The organism is Nocardia sp. CA-084685, assembly GCF_050955785.1.
Lineage (GTDB): Bacteria > Actinomycetota > Actinomycetes > Mycobacteriales > Mycobacteriaceae > Nocardia.
Genome location: NZ_CP192094.1, coordinates 6738734 through 6763457, shown reverse-complemented (window position 1 = coordinate 6763457; position 24724 = coordinate 6738734). Strand labels below are relative to the sequence as shown.

Annotated in this window: 9 protein-coding genes (1 of these 9 only partly in view); 4 read left to right on the top strand and 5 right to left on the bottom strand. The window is 63.7% G+C overall.

Going from position 1 to position 24724, the window contains the following annotated elements; genetic code table 11:
• Positions 1 to 13: 13 nt before the first annotated feature.
• Both ACQP2U_RS30085 and ACQP2U_RS30080 read left to right on the top strand, forming a co-directional pair.
• Positions 14 to 1189 (top strand): PLP-dependent aminotransferase family protein, encoded by a 1176-nt coding sequence (locus tag ACQP2U_RS30085; protein WP_433710559.1) that lies wholly within the window; start codon positions 14 to 16, stop codon positions 1187 to 1189.
• Positions 1186 to 1572, top strand: coding sequence for a hypothetical protein (locus ACQP2U_RS30080; protein ID WP_433710558.1), 387 nt, complete (start codon positions 1186 to 1188; stop codon positions 1570 to 1572). Before ACQP2U_RS30085 ends, ACQP2U_RS30080 begins: the two co-directional genes overlap by 4 nt.
• A 172-nt stretch (positions 1573 to 1744) precedes the next feature.
• Here ACQP2U_RS30080 and ACQP2U_RS30075 read toward each other — a convergent pair whose 3' ends face one another.
• The 4 genes from ACQP2U_RS30075 to ACQP2U_RS30060 form a co-directional block, all read right to left on the bottom strand.
• Positions 1745 to 2398, bottom strand: a complete 654-nt coding sequence (locus ACQP2U_RS30075; protein WP_433710557.1) for a Uma2 family endonuclease — start codon at positions 2396 to 2398, stop codon at positions 1745 to 1747.
• Positions 2399 to 2583: 185 nt separating this feature from the next.
• Entirely contained in the window at positions 2584 to 2793 is a 210-nt protein-coding gene (locus ACQP2U_RS30070; RefSeq protein WP_433710556.1) for a DUF397 domain-containing protein, read from the bottom strand.
• A 33-nt stretch (positions 2794 to 2826) separates the two neighbouring features.
• A complete protein-coding gene (locus tag ACQP2U_RS30065) occupies positions 2827 to 3036 on the bottom strand; it encodes a DUF397 domain-containing protein (protein ID WP_433710555.1) in 210 nt (69 codons plus the stop codon).
• Positions 3026 to 3910 (bottom strand): helix-turn-helix domain-containing protein, encoded by an 885-nt coding sequence (locus ACQP2U_RS30060; protein ID WP_433710554.1) that lies wholly within the window; start codon positions 3908 to 3910, stop codon positions 3026 to 3028. The genes ACQP2U_RS30065 and ACQP2U_RS30060 overlap by 11 nt, the downstream gene beginning before the upstream one ends.
• A gap of 216 nt (positions 3911 to 4126) precedes the next feature.
• On the opposite strand from ACQP2U_RS30060, the gene ACQP2U_RS30055 reads away from it, so the two are divergent.
• Complete coding sequence (locus tag ACQP2U_RS30055) at positions 4127 to 4843, top strand: hypothetical protein (RefSeq protein ID WP_433710553.1); 717 nt, start codon at positions 4127 to 4129, stop codon at positions 4841 to 4843.
• Positions 4836 to 5102 carry a hypothetical protein gene (locus ACQP2U_RS30050; RefSeq protein WP_433710552.1) on the top strand — a complete coding sequence of 89 codons (267 nt, stop codon included), beginning with the start codon at positions 4836 to 4838 and terminating at the stop codon, positions 5100 to 5102. Before ACQP2U_RS30055 ends, ACQP2U_RS30050 begins: the two co-directional genes overlap by 8 nt.
• A 291-nt stretch (positions 5103 to 5393) precedes the next feature.
• Here ACQP2U_RS30050 and ACQP2U_RS30045 read toward each other — a convergent pair whose 3' ends face one another.
• A protein-coding gene (locus ACQP2U_RS30045) for a LuxR C-terminal-related transcriptional regulator (RefSeq protein ID WP_433710551.1) crosses the window boundary here: on the bottom strand, positions 5394 to 24724 show its 3' end. The gene runs 23947 nt beyond the window's last position; 19331 of the gene's 43278 nt are visible here — the last part of the coding sequence; its start codon lies off the right edge, out of view — the gene reads right to left on this strand; it ends in the stop codon at positions 5394 to 5396.

Below are 24724 nucleotides of genomic sequence, written 5' to 3'. Positions count from 1 at the left end.
GCGAGGTGGAGGCGTGAGCACGGGTGTCGCGTTCGGCCGGGAAGCGGCCATGCGCAGCGGGCCGATCGACGACGCGTTCGCGACATTGGCGCGCCGACCGGATGTGGTCTCGTTCGCGGTCGGTGCACCGGACCCGGCACTGCTGCCGGGTGAGCTGGTGTCGTCCTTGGCTGCGGCCGCGATCGCGAAGTACGGGAATACCGCGTTGCAGTACGGACTCACCCAGGGTTTCCCGCCGTTGCTCGAGCAGGCACGAATACTGTTGTCCGGCAGAGGAATCGGATGTTCGCCCGAACGGGTGCATATCGCAACGGGCGGATCCGGGGCATTGCACAACATCTGCATGGCGCTGTTGTATCCCGGCGCGGTGGTGCTCGTGGAGACCCCGACCTACGGTCCTGCCGTGAAGGTGTTCCGCAGCCACGGCGCGCTGGTGGTCGAGGTGGCCTCCGATGCGGACGGCATTCTGCCGGAAGCATTGGATAGCGCATTGGCACAACAGGATCCGGCGTTCGTATATCTCTTGCCGACTTTCCAGAACCCGACCGGACGGACCATGTCCACGGCACGGCGTGCGCAGGTCGCCGAGGTGATCACCCGGCACGACGCCTTGGTCGTGGAAGACGATGTGTACACCGACCTGCGGTATCGCGGTGAGTCATTGCCGCCGCTGTGGTCCTTCGCCCCGGACCGCACCGCTTACATCACCTCGCTGTCGAAAACTCTTGCCCCGGCATTGCGGATCGGCATTACGGTGCTGCCGGATGACCTGCTCGAGCCCGTACTGGCCCTGAAACAGGGCATCGATATGCAGACCTCCGCCTTCAACCAGGCGATCGCCGCCGAATTCCTCGGCACGCCAGTGGGATCCGAGCATCTGAGTGTGCTCGTGAAATCTTATGCGGCGAAACTTAATACGGTAGTGACCGCATTGGGAAAGTACTTCCCGCCCGGATTCAGTTGGACCGAACCCGATGGCGGAATGTTCGTATGGGTCGAGGGCCCAGCGGATTTCGACGCCGACATGTTGGTTGCCCCAGCGCTGAACAGGGGAGTCGCATTCCTGCCGGGATCCGCGTTCTTCGCGGCCCCCGACGCACCCCGCAACGCGATCCGGCTGAGCTTCGCCACCGTGCCCGAACATCGGATCGAACCAGGCATCGAACTGCTCGCCGGACTGTGCGGATGAGCATCGTCGGGGTCTGGGAGGTAGTGGCCGACGGCGCACCGTTTCGCTACCACGTCATGACCTTCCACGCGGATGGCACCATGGCGCAATCGAATCCGGATCACGGAAATCGCGCCACCAGTGACAGCAACGGGATGGGTACCTGGAACGCCAACGGCGCAACGGTCTCGGGTGCGTTCCTCGAATTCACCGTCGACCGCGCGGATCCCTCGTCGGTGCAGAAGGGAATCGTGCGCTTCGACCTGACCGTGCGTGGCGACGAATTCACCGGCTCAGCCAGCGCGACCTTCTACGACCTCTCCGGCACCCCACGCCGCGGCCCACTCCCCGCCACCCTCACCGGCCGCCGATTCGGCCATCCGGTGGCGTCGGAAACGGCATGAAAAACTCGTCACCCACTCGCATGATTGGAGGGCTGAACCGGATAACGATCAGCCTTCCCGATGCGATGAGTACCCGACTGCACGGTTCCCTGCGCTGACCAAGATCACCATGTGCTGGTGGCGGCGAACGACGATATCAGCCGCCCACAGCACATGGTGATCTTGGACTTGGTCAGTATTCGAGTTCGGTCCAGGGGATGGCTATGGGGAACGGGAAGTCGATGGCGATGCCGTCGGGGTTCTCGTGGGTCCATTCGCCAGCGAGGATGTAGTTGGCCAGGCGCAGTGGGTGAACACCATCCGGCAATTGCGCGTGCCCGATGTCGAGGCCGTAGGCGCGGACTGTCGCGATGGCGCTGTATTCACGGTCCAAGGTCACTTCCCAGTACCACGGAATGCCGGAGCCCGCGTAGCGGCCTTTCTTCGCCTCGATATCGGTTTGCGTGTTGGACGGGGACAGGACCTCCCCGACCAACACGACGTCAGCACTTCTAAGATCCTGGTACGGGGATCCAAGGCACCGGTGGACGAGGAAGTCCGGTGTCAGGAAATCGGACTTGCCATTGCGGCCGAGGAAGACGTTTGTCTCAGTCGTTACCTGCCAGCAGTGCTCTGTGTGGTCTGACATGTCCTTCCGGGCGCAGCTGCGCAAGCCGTTCCAAAACAGGTTCGAGAAGGTCTGATGTTCCGCAGGGCCGCGCCGCACCCATACCACGCGTCCATTCCACAACTCGATCTGCTGGGCGATCTCCTCGGGGAGTCGCTCCAGTTCCTCCCAGGTCATGTGCTCGGGGAGATCCGGACGCTCGATACGCGGCAGGGACATGCCGCAATGGTAGCGGTCGAATTCGCCGATTGACGTCCAGTTTCGACCCGGGGAAGTCGCAGCGTCCGAGGAGTCGGCTTGCCCATGATCACTGCCCGGCCCGCGAGTCACCTACGACGGCCGCTCCCCGAAACATATTCGGGGAGCGGCCGCATGGTTGCTCCACCTGGGTTCCTGGCTGTTTGTTAGGCAGGGCGGTTGAAGGCTCCAGCTTGGATGTCTGCGGTGAAGGCGTCCCATTCGGTTGGGGTGAAGGTCAGGGCGGGGCCGGTTGGGTTTTTGGAGTCGCGGACGCCGATGATGCCGGTGTCGAGGAAGGCGACCTCCACACATTCCTTGGTACCTCCGCTGCGGCTGCTCTTGAACCAGTGAGCTTCGGACAGATCAATGTTCACGGCTGGTACTCCTTGCCGTTCGGGCATAGGCGATCAGGCGTTGCCGTTGAATTCTCCGTCTTGCACGCGTGCGGTGAAGGCGTCCCATTCGTTCGGGGTGAAGGCCAGGGCCGGACCGGTTGGGTTCTTGGAGTCGCGGACGCCGACGATGCCGTTACCGAGGAAGGCAACTTCCACACATTCCTTGGTCGCTCCGCTGCGGCTGCTCTTGAACCACCGCGCTCCAGACAGGTCAACGTTCACGCTCATACTCCCTCGCTATCTTGCGCAGCAGCGCCCTGCTGGCGACCTCATCCAGTGCTGCTGCTCGGAGCTTTTGGTGCGCCTGCGTGTACCGCTGCACGATACCTACTTTCTCCGAATACATGTCGCCGGTGTAATTCTCGGCGTAAGCGATCGTCGGCTCGATCGGCTCTCCTCGACTGTCCATAGGGAACTCGAGAATCATGAACGGTCCGATCTGGTCACCCGTGGGGTAGCCCGCCGAGAACGGCAGCACATACAAGTTGACATTAGGCAGGGTGCTGGCGTCTGCCAACTTCTTTAGCTGCTTCGCCATGATCGACGGGCCGCCTACCACGCGGCGCAGCACGGCCTCACCGAGAATCACAGTGAGCGTGGCGGGCCTGGTGTTGCGGGTGACGAGATTCTGTCGGCGCATCTTCAGTTCGACGCGCCGCTCGATCTCTTCTCGAGGGACATTCGGGAGGGCGCTCGCCATGAGGATTCGGGCGTACTCAGGAGTCTGCAACAGGCCAGGAACCAGGTCTGGCTGGTAGCTGGTCAGTCTCGTGGCAGCGGACTCCAAGCCCATGTAAACACTGAAGTTCGCAGGAATCAGATCCCCGAACTCATGCCACCACGACTTCTCCGCCGCCTGTTTCGCCAACCCCCGAAGCCCTTCCGCGCGTTCGGGATCGATGCGATAGATATCGATCATCCCGTCGAGCTCACGCATCCGGATCTTCTGGTTCTGCCCCTTCTCGTACCGCTGAAGGGTGCTCTTACTCCACTCCATCAGCCGTGCGGCATCCTCCAGCGTCAATCCGATCGCGTCACGTGCTTCGCGCAGCAATCGCCCGAGCTGACGACGAGTGATGCTGCTATCGCTGTCCACCAATGAATTACCCCCATATTTCGAGCCGACATGTGCTCCAGAATCGGGAAGACCCTCCCACAAACTTCGGCTTTGCGCTGGGCTTTTTCGCCGATTGACAGTGGTTCCCGTTTCCGCCTTCCGAGACGCCCGCGGGCGGTGTGTCCTAGTCGTGGCGGTCGGCCGATCCCACTGGTCGACCGCCACCATCGACCACCAATACGAAGGTTCGCGACGATGACGAACATACAAGCGGGACAGCCGAATACAACCTACGTCCGTGCTCGTCCGGACGAGGATGACGCGCGCAAACCCAAGGCGGTCGGCCTGGTCCGGACCGGCGTGTCCGGCCTGGCCGCGCCGCGACATGCGGCCGAGATCCACCGCCACGCAGAACAACTGGGGTACCACTACCTCTATACGGTCCGTCCACCAGAGCATCCGGACACCGACCCGATCGGCTACGGCCTCACGATCGCCACCGGTGTACGCGCCGCCGCCCTGATCGTCTACGACCTGGCCAGTGTGGACAACACCCCCGCCCGCGTCTGCGAAACCTGCGACCTCGAAACGGTCTGCCCGCCGGTGACATGGGCGCGCGCCATGCTCAGCAGCATCACCCCGGACCACGCGCACCCCGACCATGCGCTCACCGTCGCCGAGTCACATCGAATCATGCAGCAGCACATCACATGCCGCGCCGTCACCTGTCCGACGAAGTCCGCGGCTCTCAGGTGTCTGGTGCGCGCGGGCGCGCTCGTCCCCCCGGCGATGAGCCCGCGTGAACGCGCCGCGTCTCGCGGCTTGCCATTCGAACCGATCGGCAACGAACAGCCGGTATGGTTCGGACCCGATCTCGCGACGCTGCTGGACGTGCTCGACGCGCTCACCGATTCCTACCCCTCGCCGCCCGGGATGTCCGGCGATAACCGCCGCCGACGCCGGAATGGATGAAATCTACCGAACCGAATACGACGGCCTGCAAGCGATATGGCGGCTGAATCATCGTCACGAGATCGCAATCATGTTCGTACACAAATTATCCGACTCGACCTCGATCGTCGCATTCGCGCCAGACGACTATCCGGATCTCGTCCAGGCCCGCGAACGCCTGCCGAAACTCGCGAAACTATGGGATGCCGTCCGCCACGACTTCTGGACCGAAGTCATTCCGGCACACCGCCGTTCCCCACCACCGGAAGCATCGCGATAGCGCGGATCCGGTGCTCGCTCGCTCACGGAGCGGTAACGCCCTGTCAGTGGAAATCCTCGAAGAAGTTGGCCACGTTCAATCCCGGTGGGAGGTGTGACGCCGAGTTCCGGCCAGCGGAAGTCGCTGCGGCCGGCGAGTCGGCTTGCTCCGGCGACCACCGCCCCGCTGGTGAGTCACATGGACCCGATCCAACGGCAGACCGCAGTTCGGCTATTCGGTGGCACCGGAATTGGTATGAACATCCTCATGCCGTGCGTACGAGTTCGATCTCGACCGCGGAGTTGGTGTAATTCATCCCGCCGGGGTTGTATCCGCCTCACGGCGGAGCAGGCGCAGGGTCTCCTGAAGCGCTTCGTCAGCGTCCGCGCGGTAGATGAGACGCTCGGCAACGGCCTCACTCATTTGCTGTCCGCGCAGGCCGGCGGGCAGGTCGCGATGGAGTGTGCTGAGTTCGTTGTGCAAAAGGCGGATTTCGCGCGCGGCCGTTTGTGGTGCCCAGTGCACGGGAAAGCGACGCGCGATCTCGTCGAGTACGTCGGCAGCCTGACCGAAATAGTGGAGTCCGGAGGTGTAGCGGCTTGTTTGATTCGTGACGTACATTCCCGCGAGGATTAGGCTCCACAGGTAGGGTTCGGCTACGGCGGCGAACGCTTTATCATCCTGTGTACAGTATATGGTTACGTTACTGTATGTCTCGGCTCGCTCGCGCAGCGTAGCAAAGATATCTACAAGTTCGGGCGGAAAGCTTCCCTGCGAATGCACCTGCAAGCTGATATCGGCCGATTCGTAACGGGTCTGAACCCGCGGACCGGACAATTCCGCGAATCGCTGCACTGTCTGCTCGAAGTTTGCGATCAAACGCTCACGGCGGGGGTCGTCCCGGCTGACACTGCGGGCGGAAACGACTTCCCTGGCCTCGTGCGCGGCTTCGACAATCTGTTCCAGATTGCGATGAATTTCCCAGAACGGCACCGGGAGGTGGTGTAGTGGGTGCGGCCTGGATCGCGGCCTCTGTACGGTGCCGACGCTGTCGAGTACCAGGCCCGCGCTGAGCCACATTTCATAGGCGACGGGCTTCCAGCCGGCGAGCATGAACAACATCTCGGACAGAGTTTCGTTGTTGAACATTCCCGGGTCGAGCCCGAGTTGGCCCGGGTCGACGAATTGCTTTTCGAGTTCGCGTGCCAGCGCAATGGTAAGTGCGTTCAGTCTCCGCGCCGCGCCGGTCAACTCCGCGATCGGTGGTGGGTCGCCACGATGGAATGCCGCCAGGTGTGCAGTGACCTCTTCCCGTGTCTCGGTCATCAGCAGCCGAGCCTCATGGAAGGGCAGCGCAAAGGCCCACTCCTCGAGTTCGTCGAATGTGGCTGTGGTGAGGTCCGGCATTGCGATCTCGCCTCGCGATGGCAGCGCGCGGGGGGTTTCTGCCGCGTCGGCGTCGCGGCCTTGGGGCGATACCGTGGACAGGTCGCCGGGCGGGCTCCACTGCGCGGGCGGAATCGAAGCACCAAGGGCGTCGAAGATCTGTGTGCTGGGCATATCTGAGGCATGGGCCCATGTTGGTCTGGCGGTCGCAAAGGCACTTCGCAATTCTTTGCCGACGAAGCGGATCTGCTCCGCGGTGAGTTGACCGTATTTCGCTGCCCGCCGCAGGCGGATGAGATCGTGAACGATTCGCTGGATTTCGAAGAAAAGGAAATATACATCCCACACGTTCGGCGAAGCCGATGTCTTCTGCCGCAAGCGCTGCGTGGCCGGTCCGGCCCCGGTCAGGTGATACATGCGGACGAAGTCGATGACACGGTCACCCGGCCTGGCCAGCTCCCAGTCCACCGCGACCACTTTCCCGGCTCGTGCACCACTCAGGATGCGGAGCAGGTTCCGAAAGTGCGCGTCGAGATGTACGACGGCGAACGGCGCGTGAATTTCAGACGACATGACGCCCGAATGGATCCAACGCAGTACCGGTTCGAAGGGCTTTTCCGGAATCCCCAGCGCCGTGAAGCAATCGGCGATTTCGGGGAGCGCTGCCCGGATATTGGACATTTCCTCGGCGACGAGTTCCTCGATGAATTTCCGGCGGTCCCCGATCCCCAGGAATGTCTGCCGGTGGAGAGTATCGAAAAGTTCGATCACCTCGTTGATCAGTTCGTCTGTCAGACCCCCATGTTCAATTGAATCCGCGAGTTGTTCGGAGTGCAGGTATTCCATGAGGACGACTTCATCGACCCGGCTCCCGTCGGGCATTTCGACGTTGTGGAACACCCGGTATACGCGTGGCACTGAGGGCTCATTTGCCTCAGCGAACTTCCGATAGACGCGCCATTCGACGAGCTTCGTCTTATCCAGATCATCCGCAGCGGCCGTGGGAAAGCGCACCATGAACTGTGGCTTTCCATCGATGAAGCCGACGGGAACATTAGCGTTCTTACTCCCCTTCATAGCCGATGCCAGCCTATGAAGTCCTCTCTCGAGAAGTGCCTTGGCTATTTCCTCTGGCATGGCTTCGCCTATTGTTCCGCCGATCGGCTTGTATCGATCGTTGGTACTCAGGCCGGGTATCGGACGCTCGGCTTCTGGTACCGGACCGCTCGCATGCGCGTCGTCATCGGTATCGACTGCGACCGCCGCCGCCAGTCGGCGGAGTGCACGGCGTTCCAACTGCCGTGGTGGCTCGTCGAGCCGCATCCGGTTGGCTGTCTCGGTACGTGTCGAACCATTCCAGAACCGGGCCATGAGGTAATCGCGCTCGACATCGGGAAGGGCCTCGAGACCGCGTTCGACATCGTGCCTGGTCCGTCCGGGAGCTAGCGCGCGAGCCAAGGGGTCGGCGGGGTCGACCTTCACGAATTCGACCAATGCGCGCAGCATGGACTGCCGGAAGAGTTCGAACCGAACGTGTTCGACCGCGCGATTGCGGGCGTGGGCGATAACTACTTCATGGTCGTTGTTCCCGTGCTCCGCGATCGCCTCCGTGGTGATGTCCTCGGCCGCTTCGACGGAGCCTACGACCGCCTTCACCTGTTGAAATACCATGTGGTGCAGGGATTCGGTAGGCGTGCTCGGCGTGCTGGTTGGGCGTCGTCGGCCAATTATTCTTGCCAGATCGTTGGGCGTGAAGCGTACCGATCGGCGGGTTGTGGATGTGTCGGGTGCCGGTGCGCCGGGCACCGGTCCCATCGGCCGCGCGGCAGGTGCCGCAGCGGTTGTGGTTATAAGTTCTTCGGGCACCGGGAAATGGATCGGCTCGAGGCCCCCAGATCTGCGCTGTTCGAAGCTGAAATGCGGTTGCGTCGGCCATATCCATGCGGTTCGGTCTTCATCGTGCAAACCTTCGAAGATCGGGCCGGGGTCGGCCGGGAATTGCGCCAGTTCGATGGCCAACCGACGAAGCGTCTGCGCGAGTAGCGGGCCTTCCGCGGCCGCGGCCAGAACTTCCAGGCGCGCGAGGCTGACATTATCCGCAGCGACACGGCGCACGGTTGCCGCGGATGCTCCGAGCGGGGACCCGTACTGCAGATGCATGGCGTATTCGTCGGGCCACATCTCGAAGATCGCCGGATAACGGGCGCTGTTCGCCACCCGTACCCGCCCTACGGAAAGTGGCCCATCATCCATCGGAAAGAGGGTCCAGAATGCCTGTAGCAGCGGCTCGACAGCAGGATCGGTCCGCACAATGTCGGGAACTGCGTACAACCAGGTCAGATCCATCGTCGCCGCGCCGGACGTTCCTGCTGGCCAGGAGAGTCTATGAAGACGATGCCGTTCGAACAGTTGATGCGTCGCCAACCATTTCGCTGCGAATGCCGCGCGCCTCCACGCAGTGTTGAACTGTTCCAGAGTGAGATCGCTCGGGCGAGTGATGTCGGTAGGAGCGTCAGTTCGTACAGCGGCGCTGTGCGCCGACTCGACCGGGGCGGGGGTGCTCTCGGTCGGCTGCAGCGTGTGTGCTCTCGGCCTGATGTACCGATATGAACCTGAACCAGACGGAGGCTGCCAGTCGTGTACCGCGATCATTTTGGTGGGGAAGCGGGTGTGCAGGGCAGCATCGATCATCTTCGAAATGTCGTCGGCCTGCGGAGGGGCGGTGTACTCGAAGCTGAGATCGGTGCTATCCGAACTGTAAAACCGGATCCATGCATGGGCGTTCCCGTACGGGTCGAGTGCGTACTCGATCCGGCAGTCGACCGGAGGATCACCGGTTCCGGTATCGATGGTGATCAGTCTCGAATGCCGGGGCCCTTCTTCGAGGTTCCGCTGTCGCATCGTTTCGGAGGCGTGCAGAATCAGCACACCGGATCGGTACTCCGCGCTGACGACAACCCCGTTGATGCTGAGCGGACGCCCACGGGTTTCCGGCTGGGACGCCCGCGAATCGACGACGAGCACGCCGGATACCACATCCTCCTCGGGGCTGCCGGAGCGCGGATTTCTCGCGATCCGGGCACCTGGCGGCGGTGGTTCTTCAGGGCCGGTTTCCAACTGGTGATGGAGTTCGAACCAGGCGGAGTGCCGAATACCGCTGTCAGAGTAATCGGTGCCATGGTCATCGGAGAGGGCTCTGAGCGCCACGGTGGGCTGGTGTTCAGACGGCGTCTCGGCGCTGTCCGGCGCGGTGATAGTGACCACCTCGATGCGCGTTTTGCGAATGTCCTGCGCGTCCGTCGCCGTCACGACGGCCTCGATCCGGCTATTCGGTTGCTGTCTCGCTTTCACCACCAGCTGGGTGAACAGTACGTTCGCCGCCGCGACCTGCTCGTCGGTGAGCCAGGTGAACTTTTCACCGAGCAACCGCAATAGTTGGTCGCGTGCCGGATAGGCGGCACTTACTCGTTGGTCCTGGTTCTCGGGTATATCGCTAGCGTCGCGGACGACGAACTGTTCATGAGCATGCGGCGACGGTGCGCTGGGGGGTGCTGACGGAACGTGCTCCACCGCGCTCGCGGTGGGTTCGACGGACGGTGGTGGTGCCGCTGCTGGTTCGCGGTCTTGGCCGGGTTCCCTTGCGCCCGAGGCATTTTCGTTCGGCTGTTGCGGGACTTGCCGGTGTGGTTCGTCCCAGTGCACGGCGTCACCGGGAACATCGTCATTGTGGTGGAAAGCCAGGAACTGGTTCGCGAGTTGCCGCGGCCGATTAAGACCGACCAGGCGGTGGCGTTCGGGGGCGAATGGGTTGTCCCCGGGGTGCTGGAAGGGCTTGGGAACGGCGGCGTTGTGACCGGGGAGTGTTCCGGAGCCGCCGTTAACGGGCTCGGATGGGTCGGTCGGCGGAGCCTGCACCGGCGGATTGCTCATCCCGCGAAGGAGGGAGACAGTCTGATCCACGTAGAGCGGTTCGTCGAGCTCGTCGTCGGGTTCCCGCACCCGAGCAGCAAAGGCGACGTCGAGAACCCGATCATGCGCCGGCAGCACTGGGTGGTTGGGCCACCCCCGGGCTGCCATGGCAAATGCTCGGGACACGTTCCAGGCGAGTTCGAAGGTCTTGCCGGGGTCGGGGTCGGGGTCGGGTGCGGCCGCTTCGTCCGTAAGGCGGATCGTGTCGTGCAGAACGCGCACTCGGTCCAAAAGGTGGAAATAGGGGACCAGATGAGACGGGAGGCGCTCGAATGCGTGCACGGTGCCAGGACTGCGATGCCGCATGATCGCCGCTTCGAAATCCGGTGGGCCGTACATGGCCAAGCCGAAGTCCACCAGCATCACGCCGAGCGGCGTCTGCAACACATTTGCCTGTGTGATATCTCCGTGCAGGATGCGGAATGGCTGGGAGCGAATGTAGGGCAGTTCCGACTCCAACCCAGCGGTCAGCGACTCCGGAAGGTCGAGCTCGTCGAACACGGCCCGGTACGCCGGGATCGCTCGGTACCGTTGATACAGCTGCTCGAAGTGGTCCATCAGCATCCGGAAGAACCCCACCGAGTCGCCGGATTCGGGATAACCGTCAGGGAGTGGAAGTAAATCCTGTGGCACGGGCACCTGCGCCAGCTCCCCGGCTATCGAGTAGATCGTATTCATTACCTCGTCTTCGCGAAGGTCACGAACCGGTGTGCCGTCTATTCGCCGTTGAATCTCGAAGATGAGATTGTCCCGGTCATCGACTTCCGCGTGTAGTACCTGCGGTGTCCGCCGCCGGAGGCGCGGCGCGTGCTGTGCGATCGCCTGCAACGTCCGGTACTCCTTCGGCCAGAGCACGAAGTCGAGTTGGGCCGTGCCTGCCCGCGGAATGCGGATAGCGAATTCACCCAGCAGGTAGATGTCGTTGGAGTGACCAGTGGTCACCTTACGGCCGAGTCGCACCGCGGCGTCGCGCAGCGCCGAGGCCACATCTCTCGGCATCACCTCGCCTTCATCGCTACCGAGCGACCGGTAATCCTCGGCCGAAAGCAACAGGTCCCGCAAGATCGGATACTCGGCAAAGACCGGCTCGAGAGTAACGACAAGGCTCGCCGAATCCGGGTCGTCGCCGACGCCGTCTTCGGAGTCCGACGGATGTCGGTTTCCAACGACCTGCTCATTACTGGTTTTCGACTGCGCTGTTTTCTCGGTATCCGCGATATATAGCGGACCTTCGAGATCGACTGGTGGCGCTGCAATGTAGAGCGGTCCGTCGAAATCGAGTTCCGCTGCTGGTTGGTTGTCGTCGATCGTCCGGTCGGTGACCGGTGTCGGTTCGGGGACATCGATGGGCGAGTCCGCGGAATTGTCTATTGGCAAGGGCGGCGGGGCCGCGTCGCCGCGCACGGTATTGGGGATCCAGTCGCCGGCGTGGTGGGCGGGAGTGGCGAATCCGTCTGGGCGGGTGAGCGGTACCTCCGGCCCGAAGTGGTAGTAGCCGAGGATCCGCGATCCAGTGATTCCACCGATGAGTTGGACGGATCGGTCGGGGTCGGCGCGCAGGAATCCGGCCTCGGGGCGTGCGACGTAGACGCGTCCCGTAACGGACCAGCGGCGGGCTTGGTCGATATCGCGGTATGTGGTGAGGGGCCCTTCGCCTCTCGGCGTGATGCCGGTCGTAAGTATTTCGGTCGGCGGGTGACCAGGATCGGGGATATACACGAGTCCGGGGTCGGTGGTGTATTCGACCGGGAAGTGGTCGTGGTGGCGGGCGAGAAATGCGAGATTATGCTCGACGTCGACGTTCCGGTCGGCCGCTGATGGCATCGGATCCGCGTCGGCGGGCAATCCGATCCGTTCCCGCGCGGTTTCGGTGGGTGCTGATTCAGAGTCATCGGGCTCGGACCGCGGGTTTGCGGCTTTGTCGATGTCTGGTTGCGCCGCGGAATTGGATCCGGTCGACGGCTGCGCGGCGGTCTCGACCGTCGCCGCATCCGATTCTTCCGAGTCCTGGTGCGGCACAGCTTCTTCGAGCACAATCCGCATGGTCAGCGCATCGGGGTGGGTCGGCTCTTCCGCCGTATCGGCGGACTCGTGCGGTCGCTGGGCTGAGGGACTCGCCGCTTCGGTGCCGATTTGCTCGGGCTCGCTCGGCGGAACGATGTCATCTGGGCCTTGTGCGACGCTCCGGCCCGTGGGTGCGTCCTCTGGTGGTGTCGGTGGTTTGCGCTGTTGTCCAGGTGGGCCGAATGCGTGTCCCTCGGGGTTGGGGCCGATGGCGTTGATTACCGGGTTGAGGTGTCCGCGGGCGAGTCGTCTGGGATGTTTCGGGGCAGGAAGGTCGAGCGCCGCGGGGTCGATGCGGCCGTCGAAATGCAGCTCTGGTCCTTGGGGGTCGCCGAGTCCGGGGGCGCCTGTGGTGCCCCGCGGCCGCTCGGGGTTGGTTGCCGGCCCCTGACGGTTCTCGCGCGACTGGTCTGGCACCGGTCCGGCGGGAGCATCGTCTAGCAGTGATTCGGTTGTCGCACTTTGGATTTCGCGGTCGAAGCGGGTCTGCCATTGCGCGTCGGTCTCGCCATTGGCATCGGGGTAGTGCGCGCCTTGCGCCAAATCCTCGAGTCGCAGCGACAGGCCTTCCAAGTACGCGTCGACCAATTCGACCCGGGTATCGTCGATCGGCTCCTCGGTTTCCCAGGTGCCGTCGAGATCCTCGGCGCTAACCTCCTTTATCTGGGCGTGCAGGTGCAGTTTGACCAGCCCGTCCAAAGTGTCTACATAGCCGAGCATTTCCGGGTCGGAATTATCGGTGTACGTCTGTCGCAGCTCGGCGACCGCGCGACGCCATTCGCGTGGTGTCCGTGTGTCGTGTGGATATGGCAGGCCGAACCGGTCGGCCAGATCGTCGCGAAGCTGTTCGAGAAGCCGCAGCACATCGATGGGTTCGCGAGTGGGCGGCACCGCGTCTTCCGCGTTCGCGACTATCTGCTCGAAGATCCGGCTCACACCCGAGTACCAATCCCAGCGGCGGAGATCGCCGTACTCGGACTCCGAAGCACGGATTCGCTCGCGGATGTCATTCAGTTCCGAGCTCGGAAGATGATGCTTGATGTATGTGGCCAAGCCGTTCTTGATCGCCCAGAAATGATCGCTGAACCCCTTCGGTTGCGGCCACTCCGCCTGGTATGCGTTGCTGTTATCGATCGGCACTATGTGGAATCCGTGCGCGAGCAGCCAATTGCCGCCCTCATGGCGATCCAATGGGCGGATCAGCATGTCGCCCAAACCTTGGCGCATTGCCGCGGGTGTCGGGAAATGCTCGCGCCACCCGTCTTTCCCGTGCCAGAACAGCTTGTTCGCCGGAATCCCCGGCACATATTCCACCATCAGCGTGAGGTCGTCGAGGCGCAGCACCTCCGGAGCCCGCGTTCCGACATCGCGGAGTGTCCGCGCACCCAATTGCTCGGCATCGGCGTGGTCCTTTTCTCGGACCTTCTTCAGGACCGCCCGATAACCATTCCGGTAGATGATCAAGTAGACCGATGCCGACGAGGTGTGATGATCTCTAGTCTCCAGACGGATTCGTGCGACCTCACCCCAGGCTTGCGCTTCGGCCAACTTCTCGGCGAACGATCGCTCATCGGCGAGGTCGTTCAGCCATGCCTTGGCTTCCCGGTCGGCCTCACGGGAGTCCGGACGGTCGACGTAGTACTGCATCGCCGACTCCGGCTCAGTGTGTTCGCCGGATATCGCTTCCACGGTCAGCTGGGCACTATCATCGATCAATACCTGAAGGTATTCGATCGGGATCCCTTCCTCTGCCATTCGTTCCCGTAGCCCCGGTATCAGCTCGTCTGCCAGGTTCTGTTGACCGAGTAGCGGCGATGCGACCACGATGCCCTGGCCAGGCACTAAACCGAACCCCTCGATCCGGTGACCGTCATCATCCAGAATCGGTTCCGCCCCCAAAGCCGTAAGCACATCCCTGGCGGCCAGCACCGCCAACGCGGTCCGTACCTCGTGCACGTAATTCCGGGCGTTCTTGATATGCGGTTTCAGCAATTCGAAATGCTCGGCCGCCTTGGGCACCAACTCCTCGTCGCGCAGCACCAGCGTCGCGAATCCGTCGACCACAAGCCCCCGCAAAGCGGCATCGAACCGCCGACGCTGCCTGGCCTGCAGATCCAGGATCACCTGCTCGACGCCCTCGACCTCCGCCCGGTGGGCGTGCTCGGTTTTCATCCCGAGCTTCCGAGCCAGCCGCAGCCCTTCCGCAGCCACCTGCGCCGCCTCGTTCTCGGCGGTCTCGAGCGCCCGGCCCAACTCAGGTGCCAACTCTGGCGCAGCGATGACCGTTTTCGATTGATCGGGTTGGTCCGCGCGTGCGTCCTCGCCGGGGACTGCATGAGCTGGCGGTTGTGCCGGCGGTGCAGTCGGGCCCCACTGCTGGCCGTCATCGGGGTTGTGGTGGAAAGCGACTCCGCCGTCGGGAATTCCGGCGAATCCAGGCCGACCCATGCGCGGTCGGCGAGGTCTGCGTCGGGCGGGCAGATCAAGCGCGTCGCGTACGTCGAACTCATGGAAGGGGACCACCGGTCCGGGCGGGGTAGCGCCGCCAGCTCCACGCGGCTTCGTTGAGGTCGGCTTCTGCTGCCGAGCTGCGGCACCGGGCGCGGGGGTGCCCTGGGCGGTTTCGGTCGCGGGATCCGCCATACGGCGGAGCAATGCGAGCGTCTCGTCCAACTCCTCGACGAGAACGGTGTGACGTCCGATTTTTCCGGCCGCGAGCTCGCGCATTGCGTCACGGCGGTAGTGCACGGTGTCCTCATGGAGATCTGTGAGCTCGAGATGCAGCTGGCGTATCTCGCGACGAACGTCTCGCACTACTTGCCCAGGCGAGAGTCGAGCGTCGACTGCGCGCAACACGTCTGTGATTCGTCGCAGAAGGTCCAGTCCATTGCCGGGGTCGTACGCGCGAGTCAGGTAGTACCGCGCGGCTGTCAGCAAATCCGACAGGTAGTCGGCTGCTGCCGAAGCGAACGCATCATCCGGGCCTTCCTGGATATTCGAGAATGTTGCATCCCGGTGCGGCATGGACCGCAAGGCATCGAGCAAGGTTGTGTCGAATTCATGTTCCAGCCGCTCGAGCAGCAAATCATCGATATATTCGGACCACCCCTCCAAGACGTCCGGCCTTGGATTGAGTTTCAGGTATTTGGCAGCGGATTCGGCGGGACCGCGCTCCTCTGTGGAAGGCTCGGCATTCGGAGGCACCGATATCTCTTTCGCCCACGGTGTGAGCCGAACGGCCCGCTCCGCGTAGTACGCTGCGCGGCCGAGGAACTGCGCCTGCCAGTCGGCGTCCGCGAGTCCATCGGCGGAGTCGGCCAAGATTCCCACGCTGTCGAACACCGCGATGGTGGCGGCGGATATCTCGCGCAAAACCGGGGTGCGGACCTCGATGTCTCGCGCTAGGGCGAATAGCGTCGAATAGTCGGTCACCGGTCCCGCAGGTGCCGCGTCGCGCATCCGCTCACGCACCTCGTTTATCGCCACGTTCAGTGCTCTTGTCGCGCCGATCAACTCCTCGATCGGCGGCGTCTCGCCGCGGCGGAAGGCCGCCACGTGGGAGGTGACCCTGGCGTGCATATCGACCATGAAGGAACGAACGTCGTCATCGGAAGCGCTGTTCAGTTCGTCGAAGAGGCCGCCCCAGCTCAGCCCGATCAGCTCGGAAGTCGGGAGCTGGACGGGCGAAGGGTGCGGGGGAGCCACATTCGCGGTAACGGTCGACGGGGGGAGCGATACCGCGGCCGTGCGTAGGCGCGCTCCGGATCCTGGCGTCGAATGATGCGCACCCGAGAGGACCCCGGCAGGTTCCAGTGATTCGCCGTTGCCTGTCGGCGCTGGCCCGCCGACACCCGTCGCTCGCGCTGGGTGCGGATTGCCGACCCGGAGCGCATCGAAGATCGTGTGGCTATGCAGTGCGGTGGGAAAGCCCCACTCCGATCTGGCGACGCCGAAAGCCTGCACTAATTTCGTCTTTACGAATTGGATTTGGTCAGGGGTGAGAAGTCCGAATCTGGCCACGCGAGTCAGCCGGATCATATCGTTGATAACTCTGCTGATCTGCTCCAATGCATGATAGACATACCCGCCGGATGGCCCGACCCCTTCGAGTAGGTCGAGGCGAGCCCAATCATAGGCTGGGTCTCCCTCCCTGGACAGCTCCCAGTCCAGCAGAATAATCCGGCGATCGGCGATCCGGAACAGCACATTACCGAAGTGCGGGTCGACGTGGAGGACTCGATACCGGGTCGGGTCAAACGTCCATGACATTGCGACAACTGGTGCGAATGGGTCCGCTGGAATTTCGACCTTGGCGAAGTTGTCGCCGAATTCCGCCATCGCCTGCTCGTATTTCTTGGTCCTTTCGGCGACCAGTTCGCGGATGAACTCGCCGGGGTCACGTAGCCGACCCTGCGGATCATCGGTGGTCGGAGCTCCCGATGTCACCGGGATCGCGCGCATTCGACGGAAGAATTCCTCGAGGTCGGCGACGATTTCATCGACCGGTATATCGCCCATATCGGCAACCCGCTCGGCACCGTCGACGAACCCCTGGATTTGGACCCCGTCGACACGGCGGCCATCGGGCAGGACGACGCCGTCGATTACCTTGAAAACTCGTGGCACATCCGGTATCCCGTGTCGGGCCAGCCTTTCCAGTATCTGCCATTCGGGCTCCACCTTTGTGTCCAGATCGTCGGAATCCGGGTTGGGTATTCGGATCATGAATTTACCGACGCGGATATTCCAGTTGTAATTTCCGGAATGGGCCGCAGCGAGGTCGACCAATGCCGAGTTCAGCAGAGCGCTGACCATATCGTCGGGCATGTCCACGCCGGCGGTTCCACCGAGATACCGGCATTCCTCGATAGCGAGGTGGCCGGGCATGGTTTCCTCCCGGGGATCGTCCGGCGAATCAGATCGGTCGGCGTCGGTGTCGGCATTGCTGGTGTTCGGCCTTTCGGCGGCGAGCAGCATTGCCAGCCGGCGAATGGTGCGGGGCTCCACGTCGGTAGTAATTTTCGCGCCGCGATTTCCGTCCCAGAAACTTCTTACGAGGAGATCGCGTTCGTCGGAGTCGAGAGCGTCCAGGCAACGCTCCATCTCCGATCTGCTCGCCTGGAACAGCGCACGGATCGTGAACTCAGCCTGAGCCGAGCTGAAGGGTGCGATGCGAAGCATCATTTGCTGGCGGAACAGTGCGAACCGTAATTGCTCCACCGCCAGCTCCTTGGCGGCCGTTAGCGTCGATACCGGATCTTCCGCACCGGCCCGAGCGACGGCCTGCGCGGTGATGTCGTTCGCGACCTTCTTGTCGCCGACGATAGCCAGTACCTCGTTGAACACTGTCTCCTTGATGGGTGGCAATGCGCCGGCGCCTCCCGCAGTGGTGTGTTGGGTGGCTGGTTCCGGGGTGTCAGACGCTGCCGGAGGTGGTGGTTCGGGTTGCGCGCCCTTGGCGAAGCCGCCGCCGTCGGCGTGGGGTGCCCATTGCTGTTCTATTCGGTGACGTCCGCGTGCTCGTCCGAATCCGGGGCCGTCGTCGAGGACGTTGCCGCCGTCGCCGAGCGGGTTGTCGGGGTCGAGGAGTCCCTGGGGGTGTGCGGGTTTGCCTTTGCGCGGCGGGGAGTCCGCGTCTGACGCAGGCTTGGCGGCGGCATTGTCGGTCGCTCGTCTGGGTGCGGATGTCGACTCGGGCTCGGCGTCCGTCCGCGGCGCCGGGTAGACGTGGTCGGCCGCCCAACCTGTCGCGGCGCGTACTGCGCCTGCGATCCTGCCGGTGATGCCCCCGAAGATGTGCTGTCCCGTCGCCAGGAGCATCTGCCCGGATCGTCCGGGAAGCAGACCGGCGATGCTTTCGACGATGTCGTTCGCGGTGCCCAACACGATCTCCGTGCTTTCCCGCTGGACGGTGCTCAGCAGGTACTTGTCGGTCACCGCCATCAGGTATTCCTCAGCCGGGCGAGAACCGATTCTCGACCAGATGAACGCGCAGTCGACCCGAGCCCGCAGGTATTCGTCGCTCTGTGCCTCTAGCCAGCGGCATCCCGGGTAGAACCCTGCGGACCAGAGGTCGTCCTTCAGGTGCTGGATCCAGAACGCGTACTCGTCATCGGTGATCACCCCCCGCGCGCGTGCGTCGTCCATCAGCTCGATGTCGTCGTCCAGCATCGGCCTGCCGGAGAAGTACTGCATGATGCCGGCCGCGATCAGCAGCACTTGCGGGAGTTCATCGTTCGAGGTGGCGCGCTGCCAGCTCTGCCACCTTGTCTCGTCGGTGGAATCCCGGCGGCTGGCCTCTTCGGGGGCGCCTACCGGCTTGGTCCGGAACTTCCAGACCGGGATGGTCTCGCTGTCCCTCGTGATCTTCACCTGCGTGAAGAACAATGTGCGCCAGTCGATCTTGTGCTCATGGACAAGTTGATCGACCGACGAGCCGGTCACGTTGATCAGCGCAAGCGTCATGTACACGGGGAAGCGCTGGATGAACCGGGCAAGCTCCAGGAGATCCTTCTCGGTGAGCTCCACGTCCCGCAATCTGTCGATGTCTTCCTTGAACAGTGCGTGGAACCAGTCCCGCCGATTGCTGACCCAATCGGCCCCGAATGGTGCCCCGTCTCGGGGCATCGGCATCTTCAGCAGGTATTCGAATCCCTCAGGGTCGATCGCCACCACTCGCTTGATCGCGTCCTGCACGGGGCGCCAATACTCGGGTCCGGGCGCGACGTTCTCCGCGCCGGGATCCATGATCGTCAGCTGGGCGCTGGTTGGTCCGTGGTTCGGCTGGTCGGTGTCTTCGTCGTGCTGTGCACCCGGATCGGTGGTGGTTGCATCGTCAGTCGTGTCCGGTGCGGCTGGCGCTTCCGGAAGTGGCTGGGCGCCAATGTCGTTCGACGGTGCGGCTGGTGTTACGTCGGTCGGTGGCGGCGGTGGTTCGTCGCCATTGCCACCGCCGCCACCGGGCGGTGCGGGTGGCGCGGTCCGAACCTCGAACCAGGTGACCCGTTGCGCCGTATCGTCGAGAACGTATGTGCCGCTGTCGTCGACGTCGATCGATCCGGTCAGCTGCGGGCCCCGGTCAGCGGCCTCGACCATTTCCACCCGCACCGGATCGTGTGGTCCGGTGACTGCCACGGTGATCTGTACCTCCGTGTCGCTGTGCTGCAGCGGCTCCAGAACCACCGCGCCGAGCGCGGAGGCCGCACGCGACACTCCTGCCGCGGTGCCCCATCCGAATTCGCTCAGCCGGTCGACCAGCCAATCCGCCGCGTTCTCGCCGTCACGCATCCGAGCGGCGCGCGAGGAAACGGTTTGTCCGATCGTCAGGTCGGCTCGCCAGCCACTCTCCATCCGTCGCCAATACGCGTGTCGCGACGTCACCCGCGTGACAACGCGTGCGGCCGTGGCGGCGTCCGCCTCGTAGCTTTCGGTGATCAAGAGTTCCGCGCTGGAGCTGCGCTCGAGGAGAGCAGTGTCGATTGCTCCGCGTATCAGGCGGAAATCGTTGCCGGGCAAGGCAGGGTGGTTGTACATGACGTACGCATCGATCGACCCGTCGTGGTGGACGACATATCTGATGCGGCATTCCGCTGTCACGTCGCCGGCCCGTAGTTGGAGGTAGGGCAACTCGAGGGCTTCTTCCACCTCGTCGTGCCACGCGGGTGTTTCGACCGTGTGCAGGGACAGTGACGTCAGCGGACGCCCGTCGGAGCCAGTCCGGACCGAAAGTGTCGCCGACACGGTCGTCGCTGTGCCGACCGCGAAGACGACGCCGGAAAGCTCGCCGTTGGGGCGTCCAGGCTCCAGATCGGCCAGCTCGTCGAATTCGTCCACATCGTGCACCACCACCGCGCCTGTCGGTTCGGGTGGAGGTCGATGCGGCACAGCCTGTTGCGCACCGGTGTCCGGTGGTAGGGGTTCGCCGGCGCCCCGAGGCCAGCCTTCGCCGGTTGTGTGGGGCTGCCTATTGCGAACCCCGTTTACGGGGTCGTCCGCGATGTTGTTGCGTTGGACGGCCAGGATCGTGTTCATGCGGCGGGCCCGACGGTTCCAGCCGGCGGCGCGGAAGTGTGTGGGGGCGAGCGGATCGCGGTCAGTGCGATTTGTTGCGAGGTGTTGTGTTCGTCCCGGTGATATCGGTGCTGTCCCCTCCGTCTCGGATTGCCGGCCCCGCGGAGCTGCTATTTCGTGCGGCGATCCGCTGCCGGGCGGCGCCGGAGGGTGCCGGAGACGCGTGTCCTGCGGGTCGGTCGTCGGAGGGATCCCCATGGCGGTCGGGGCTGCCGTGCGAACGGGTCGTTGGCTGTGCTGCGCGGCCTCGGAGGCCGGCTGTCCAGGTTCCGCCATCGAATTATCTTGTCGCGCAGCCGCTTCCGGAGCCGATTCGGGACTGTCGGAACCGTGCCGTATTGCGTCGGTGGCGGTGGGAGCACTGTCGGTTGTATAGACCGGTGCTTGCTCGACCGGGCCTGCTTCGTCCTCCGCCGATGGCCGCGCTGCGTCGGTTCCACTCGGTCCGCCGGTGGGCGATTCGGGGTCCGATGGCGTTACGGCGGTGCCATCGTCGGGCTCATCGTCGTCGTCGTTCGTCTCATCGGGTCCCCGGTCTTCGACTGTTCCCGAAGCCGTTTGCGTCCCGGCGCTGATCGACGTGGCGGTCTGCCTGCGTGGCTCGGCGTCACCGAGCAGTAGTGCGGCAAGTCGCTGTATGGCCTTGTAGTAGGTGTTTCTGTGGTCTGGACCTAGTATCCGTGCGACCTCACGCTTCGGTTGGTTCTGTATGAGCCGCAGCGCGATTGCCGTCTGCTGTTTTTCGCCGAGTTCAGCGAAGTGCTGGTCGAATGCCGCTCGATCGTGGAGCAAGGCATTCTCGACCACCTGCAAGGGCTCGTTACCCGCATCGGCTTCCAACAATTGAGCAAGGCGGAGAAAGGCAGCCCGTTGCATCACCTTGACCGCACTTACGTTGCTGCCCAACGCCTTCGCAGTGATCTCGAGGCTCTCCTCGCGCCGGAACCGGTGATCGAGGCAGGCCCGCTGGGCCTCGGTGAGCTCATCGATGCACTCTTCCAACGCGGGCCGATCGTTGTCCAAAGCTTCCCGCACGACCGTCGGCAGTCTGTCGAGAATGAGGCTGCGGGCCAACGCCGACGCGATTTCCGCGGCGGGTACCTCATGGACCACCGGCGGTTCAGCCGGGCGCGGTTTCTTCGGCGTAGCGGGCGGATCGTCATCACCGATGATGTGTCTTTGCTTGGCCTCTGTGACAAGCTCCGCCCGATCGCCACGGGTATCGAGCTTGCCCCGGATGCGTTCGATGTGGGAGTACACGGCGCGGGTGGCTATTTCGTGAGCGTCCGCGATCTCAGCGGTGGTCCAGCCCGCCGCGACCATACGGAGCACTTCGGTTTCGAGTTCGGTCAGGTTCCCTTGCGTCGGAATACGGTCCTGGTGCGCCCCCGGCGCTTCGCCTGGGGCTGAAGCTATTGTGGGCGTGCGTTTTTCGACCTTATCAGTGGACTCTTTATGCGGCTGCGGTGAAGTGGGTAGCTCCGCGTGGATGCCTCCTGCGGCCGCAACCCGGACAGCCCATTCGCGGGCCGCGCCCCATACCATGCTCGGCGGAATCGGCCCGACCGATTTCTCACCGGCCGCGGCCAATGCGAATCGAGCAAGGCGACCCCTGCGATCGGTTGTAAGGGCGTTGAGGCAGCGCCGGACGTCCGAGGTAGACGCCTCGGCCCAGACCTGGATCAGTGGATCGGACTCCGCCAGCCCTGCGCCCCGGATGACGAAATTCCGGACCGTGTGCCAGATCGCGGCAGCTTGGCGATGCTGTCCCACAATGTTTCCGGCGACGATGGTAACTACCCATTCCTCGATGCCCATGGCGTTGTTGATCTGGGAGAACCGCTTGATCGCTGTCGCGCATACTTCGTCGGCGATGTCGTGCGCCGATGAGCGTCCGACGACCCGATCGGCAAGCTCGAACACCTCCGCGCCGAACTGCTTACGAATGAGGTCGACCGCCTGCTCCGGATGGCCTTGCGCGACATGCTCTTCGACCAACTGCCTGAGTTGCTCCGGCGTCACGTTGCCGGTAGCGGGCTGGTCGTCTCGATGGTGTGCGGCCGGTTGGCTGTTCGCGTGTTCTTCGCTGCCGCCGGGCGGCGTGGCAGAGGGTTCGTCCCACAGCCGGTGGTCGGCTGGGTCGTGGTCGTTCTGATCGGTATGGAAGGCGAGCGTTCGTTTCAGTGCTTCCCGTGGCCATTTCGAACCGGCGAGGCGATGGCGTTCGGCGCCGGGGTCGAAGGGGTTCAGGCCTGCGTGGTCGAAGGTTTCGGTCCCCATGGTCGGTCCATCGGTCTGGCGCACGCCACCAGCGGGTTGCGGTGGAGGGGGGCTGGTAGTGCCTGATGCCGGGCCGCGTGAATCGGCTTGGTTGGCCGGCCAGGCGGGTGGTGGGGTTCCCGGCAGCCACAGGCGCTGTTGGGTTTGCGGCTGACCGCCTAGGGGGAATAGAGCATCCTTTTGCCATTCCACATCCGGGGTCCAGTTGGGGTCGACGGGGATACGCACATGCATGCCGTAAGCGCAGGGTGCCAGCCTCGGCGCGTGGGTGGACGTCGGCGTGTAAAGGGTGTGCTTGCCTCCCGGAGAATCCTCGAATTCGTGTACCTCGTCCTCGAATTCGTATCCGAAATGTTGATGGTCGTGTCTGACAGCGGGTTTGACCGGAAGGTCCGTCAGGGACGGGCCGCGCCATGCGTCGGGGGTTATTTCGACGATGACCTCCGGCACGAGCGGGCGATCGGTCACGTAGACCTGCTGTGCGGTGGCTTTGCGCCACAGTTCCTCTCGGAACAAGAGAACGTACCCGCGGTTTTCCGGAGCCGCCAGCACTGCGTGCGTGCCCGCGGGCAGGCTGTAGCTCACGATCATCTGTGATCCATCGGGCGAGTAGTGCGTGCATGAACCGCCTTCGACAGTGGGCCGCTCGCACAACGCGAAGTAGAACACTCGATCGGACCGACTCGTGGCCCACGCGAGTGGCATCGGCCGTCCCATCCACGTTTCCCCGGGGCGGCGCGGGAACTGCGGTACGAGCGTTCCGAACGGGTGATAGGTGCCATGTGCGACATATCCGTTGGCGAGGTACTCCTCGACCACATCCCGATTGCCATCCGGCTGTGCCCCGGCTCGAATCACCCGCGGCACGGGACCGGGTTGTCCACTACCATCGGAATTGCGCTTGAACTCGTCCAATTGCCGCTGAGCGGACAGTATTCGACGTGCCTCGGACTCCGACAACAGGTTGAACGTCACGGTTTCGGTCCGCGGCGCAGCGGTGCCGGAATCGTCGTTATCATGCTCGGCTCGGCTGCTGCCGGTGGCCGATGCCGAGCGGCCCCGTTGCCAAAGGGGCGGTCCTGAAGTCGTCGGTTGGGCGCGATCAGTGCGGTGGCCGGAATCAGGAGTCTGCTCGGCGTCTTGTCCAGCGACTGTGCCATCGAGCAAGTCCGCCTCAGCCGGATCAGTAGATGGCACGCCGCTCGGGTGCGTTGCAGTGCCGTCGGGTTCGGAATTCCTTGCGCCGGCCGGTAGTGCGTGTGAAGTGTCTTCCGCAGTGGTTCTCGGCTCTCCATCGGCGGTGTGCGTTGATTCGGCGGCTGGGGGAACCTCGGCGCGGCCTGCCGCTCCGGGTGCGTCTTCGGTTCGACGTCGCCGTGCCGCACCACCGCCGTCGGCGTGGAACGGCGCGAGGCCGGGCACTTGCTTGTTGCGCCCCATCCCCAGCTTTACTTCTCCGCCGTCCCAGGGGTCTCCGACGTTCCCGTAGCCGACGAAGATGGCGCGTTGTGCCTTCGGTTGTCCGGTAGCAGTGCTGGCGTGGCCGTCGGATTCGCGATCAGACGGCGTTGCGGGTTGGTCTGCTGTTGGTGGCTGCAGAGCGACGGACCCGCCTGTCGGCGCGTTTGGAGGTGGTTCCGGGTCCCGTTGTGGCGTCGTGGCGTCGCCGTCGCTGTCGCTGTCGTCACCGTCGTCCGTCTCGTCGACCACCTGTGCTTCGGTTGTGAGACCGAGCCGTGCGGCTTCGGCGGCGGCCTGTTCGACGAGTGCGTCGTGCACCACGCGTTCGCCTGCTGTCGGCGTCAGACCGTCGACTTCACCGGCGACGGTTGCTTCCGCCACGACTTCCTCGAGCTTGAAATTCGTGGTGGTGG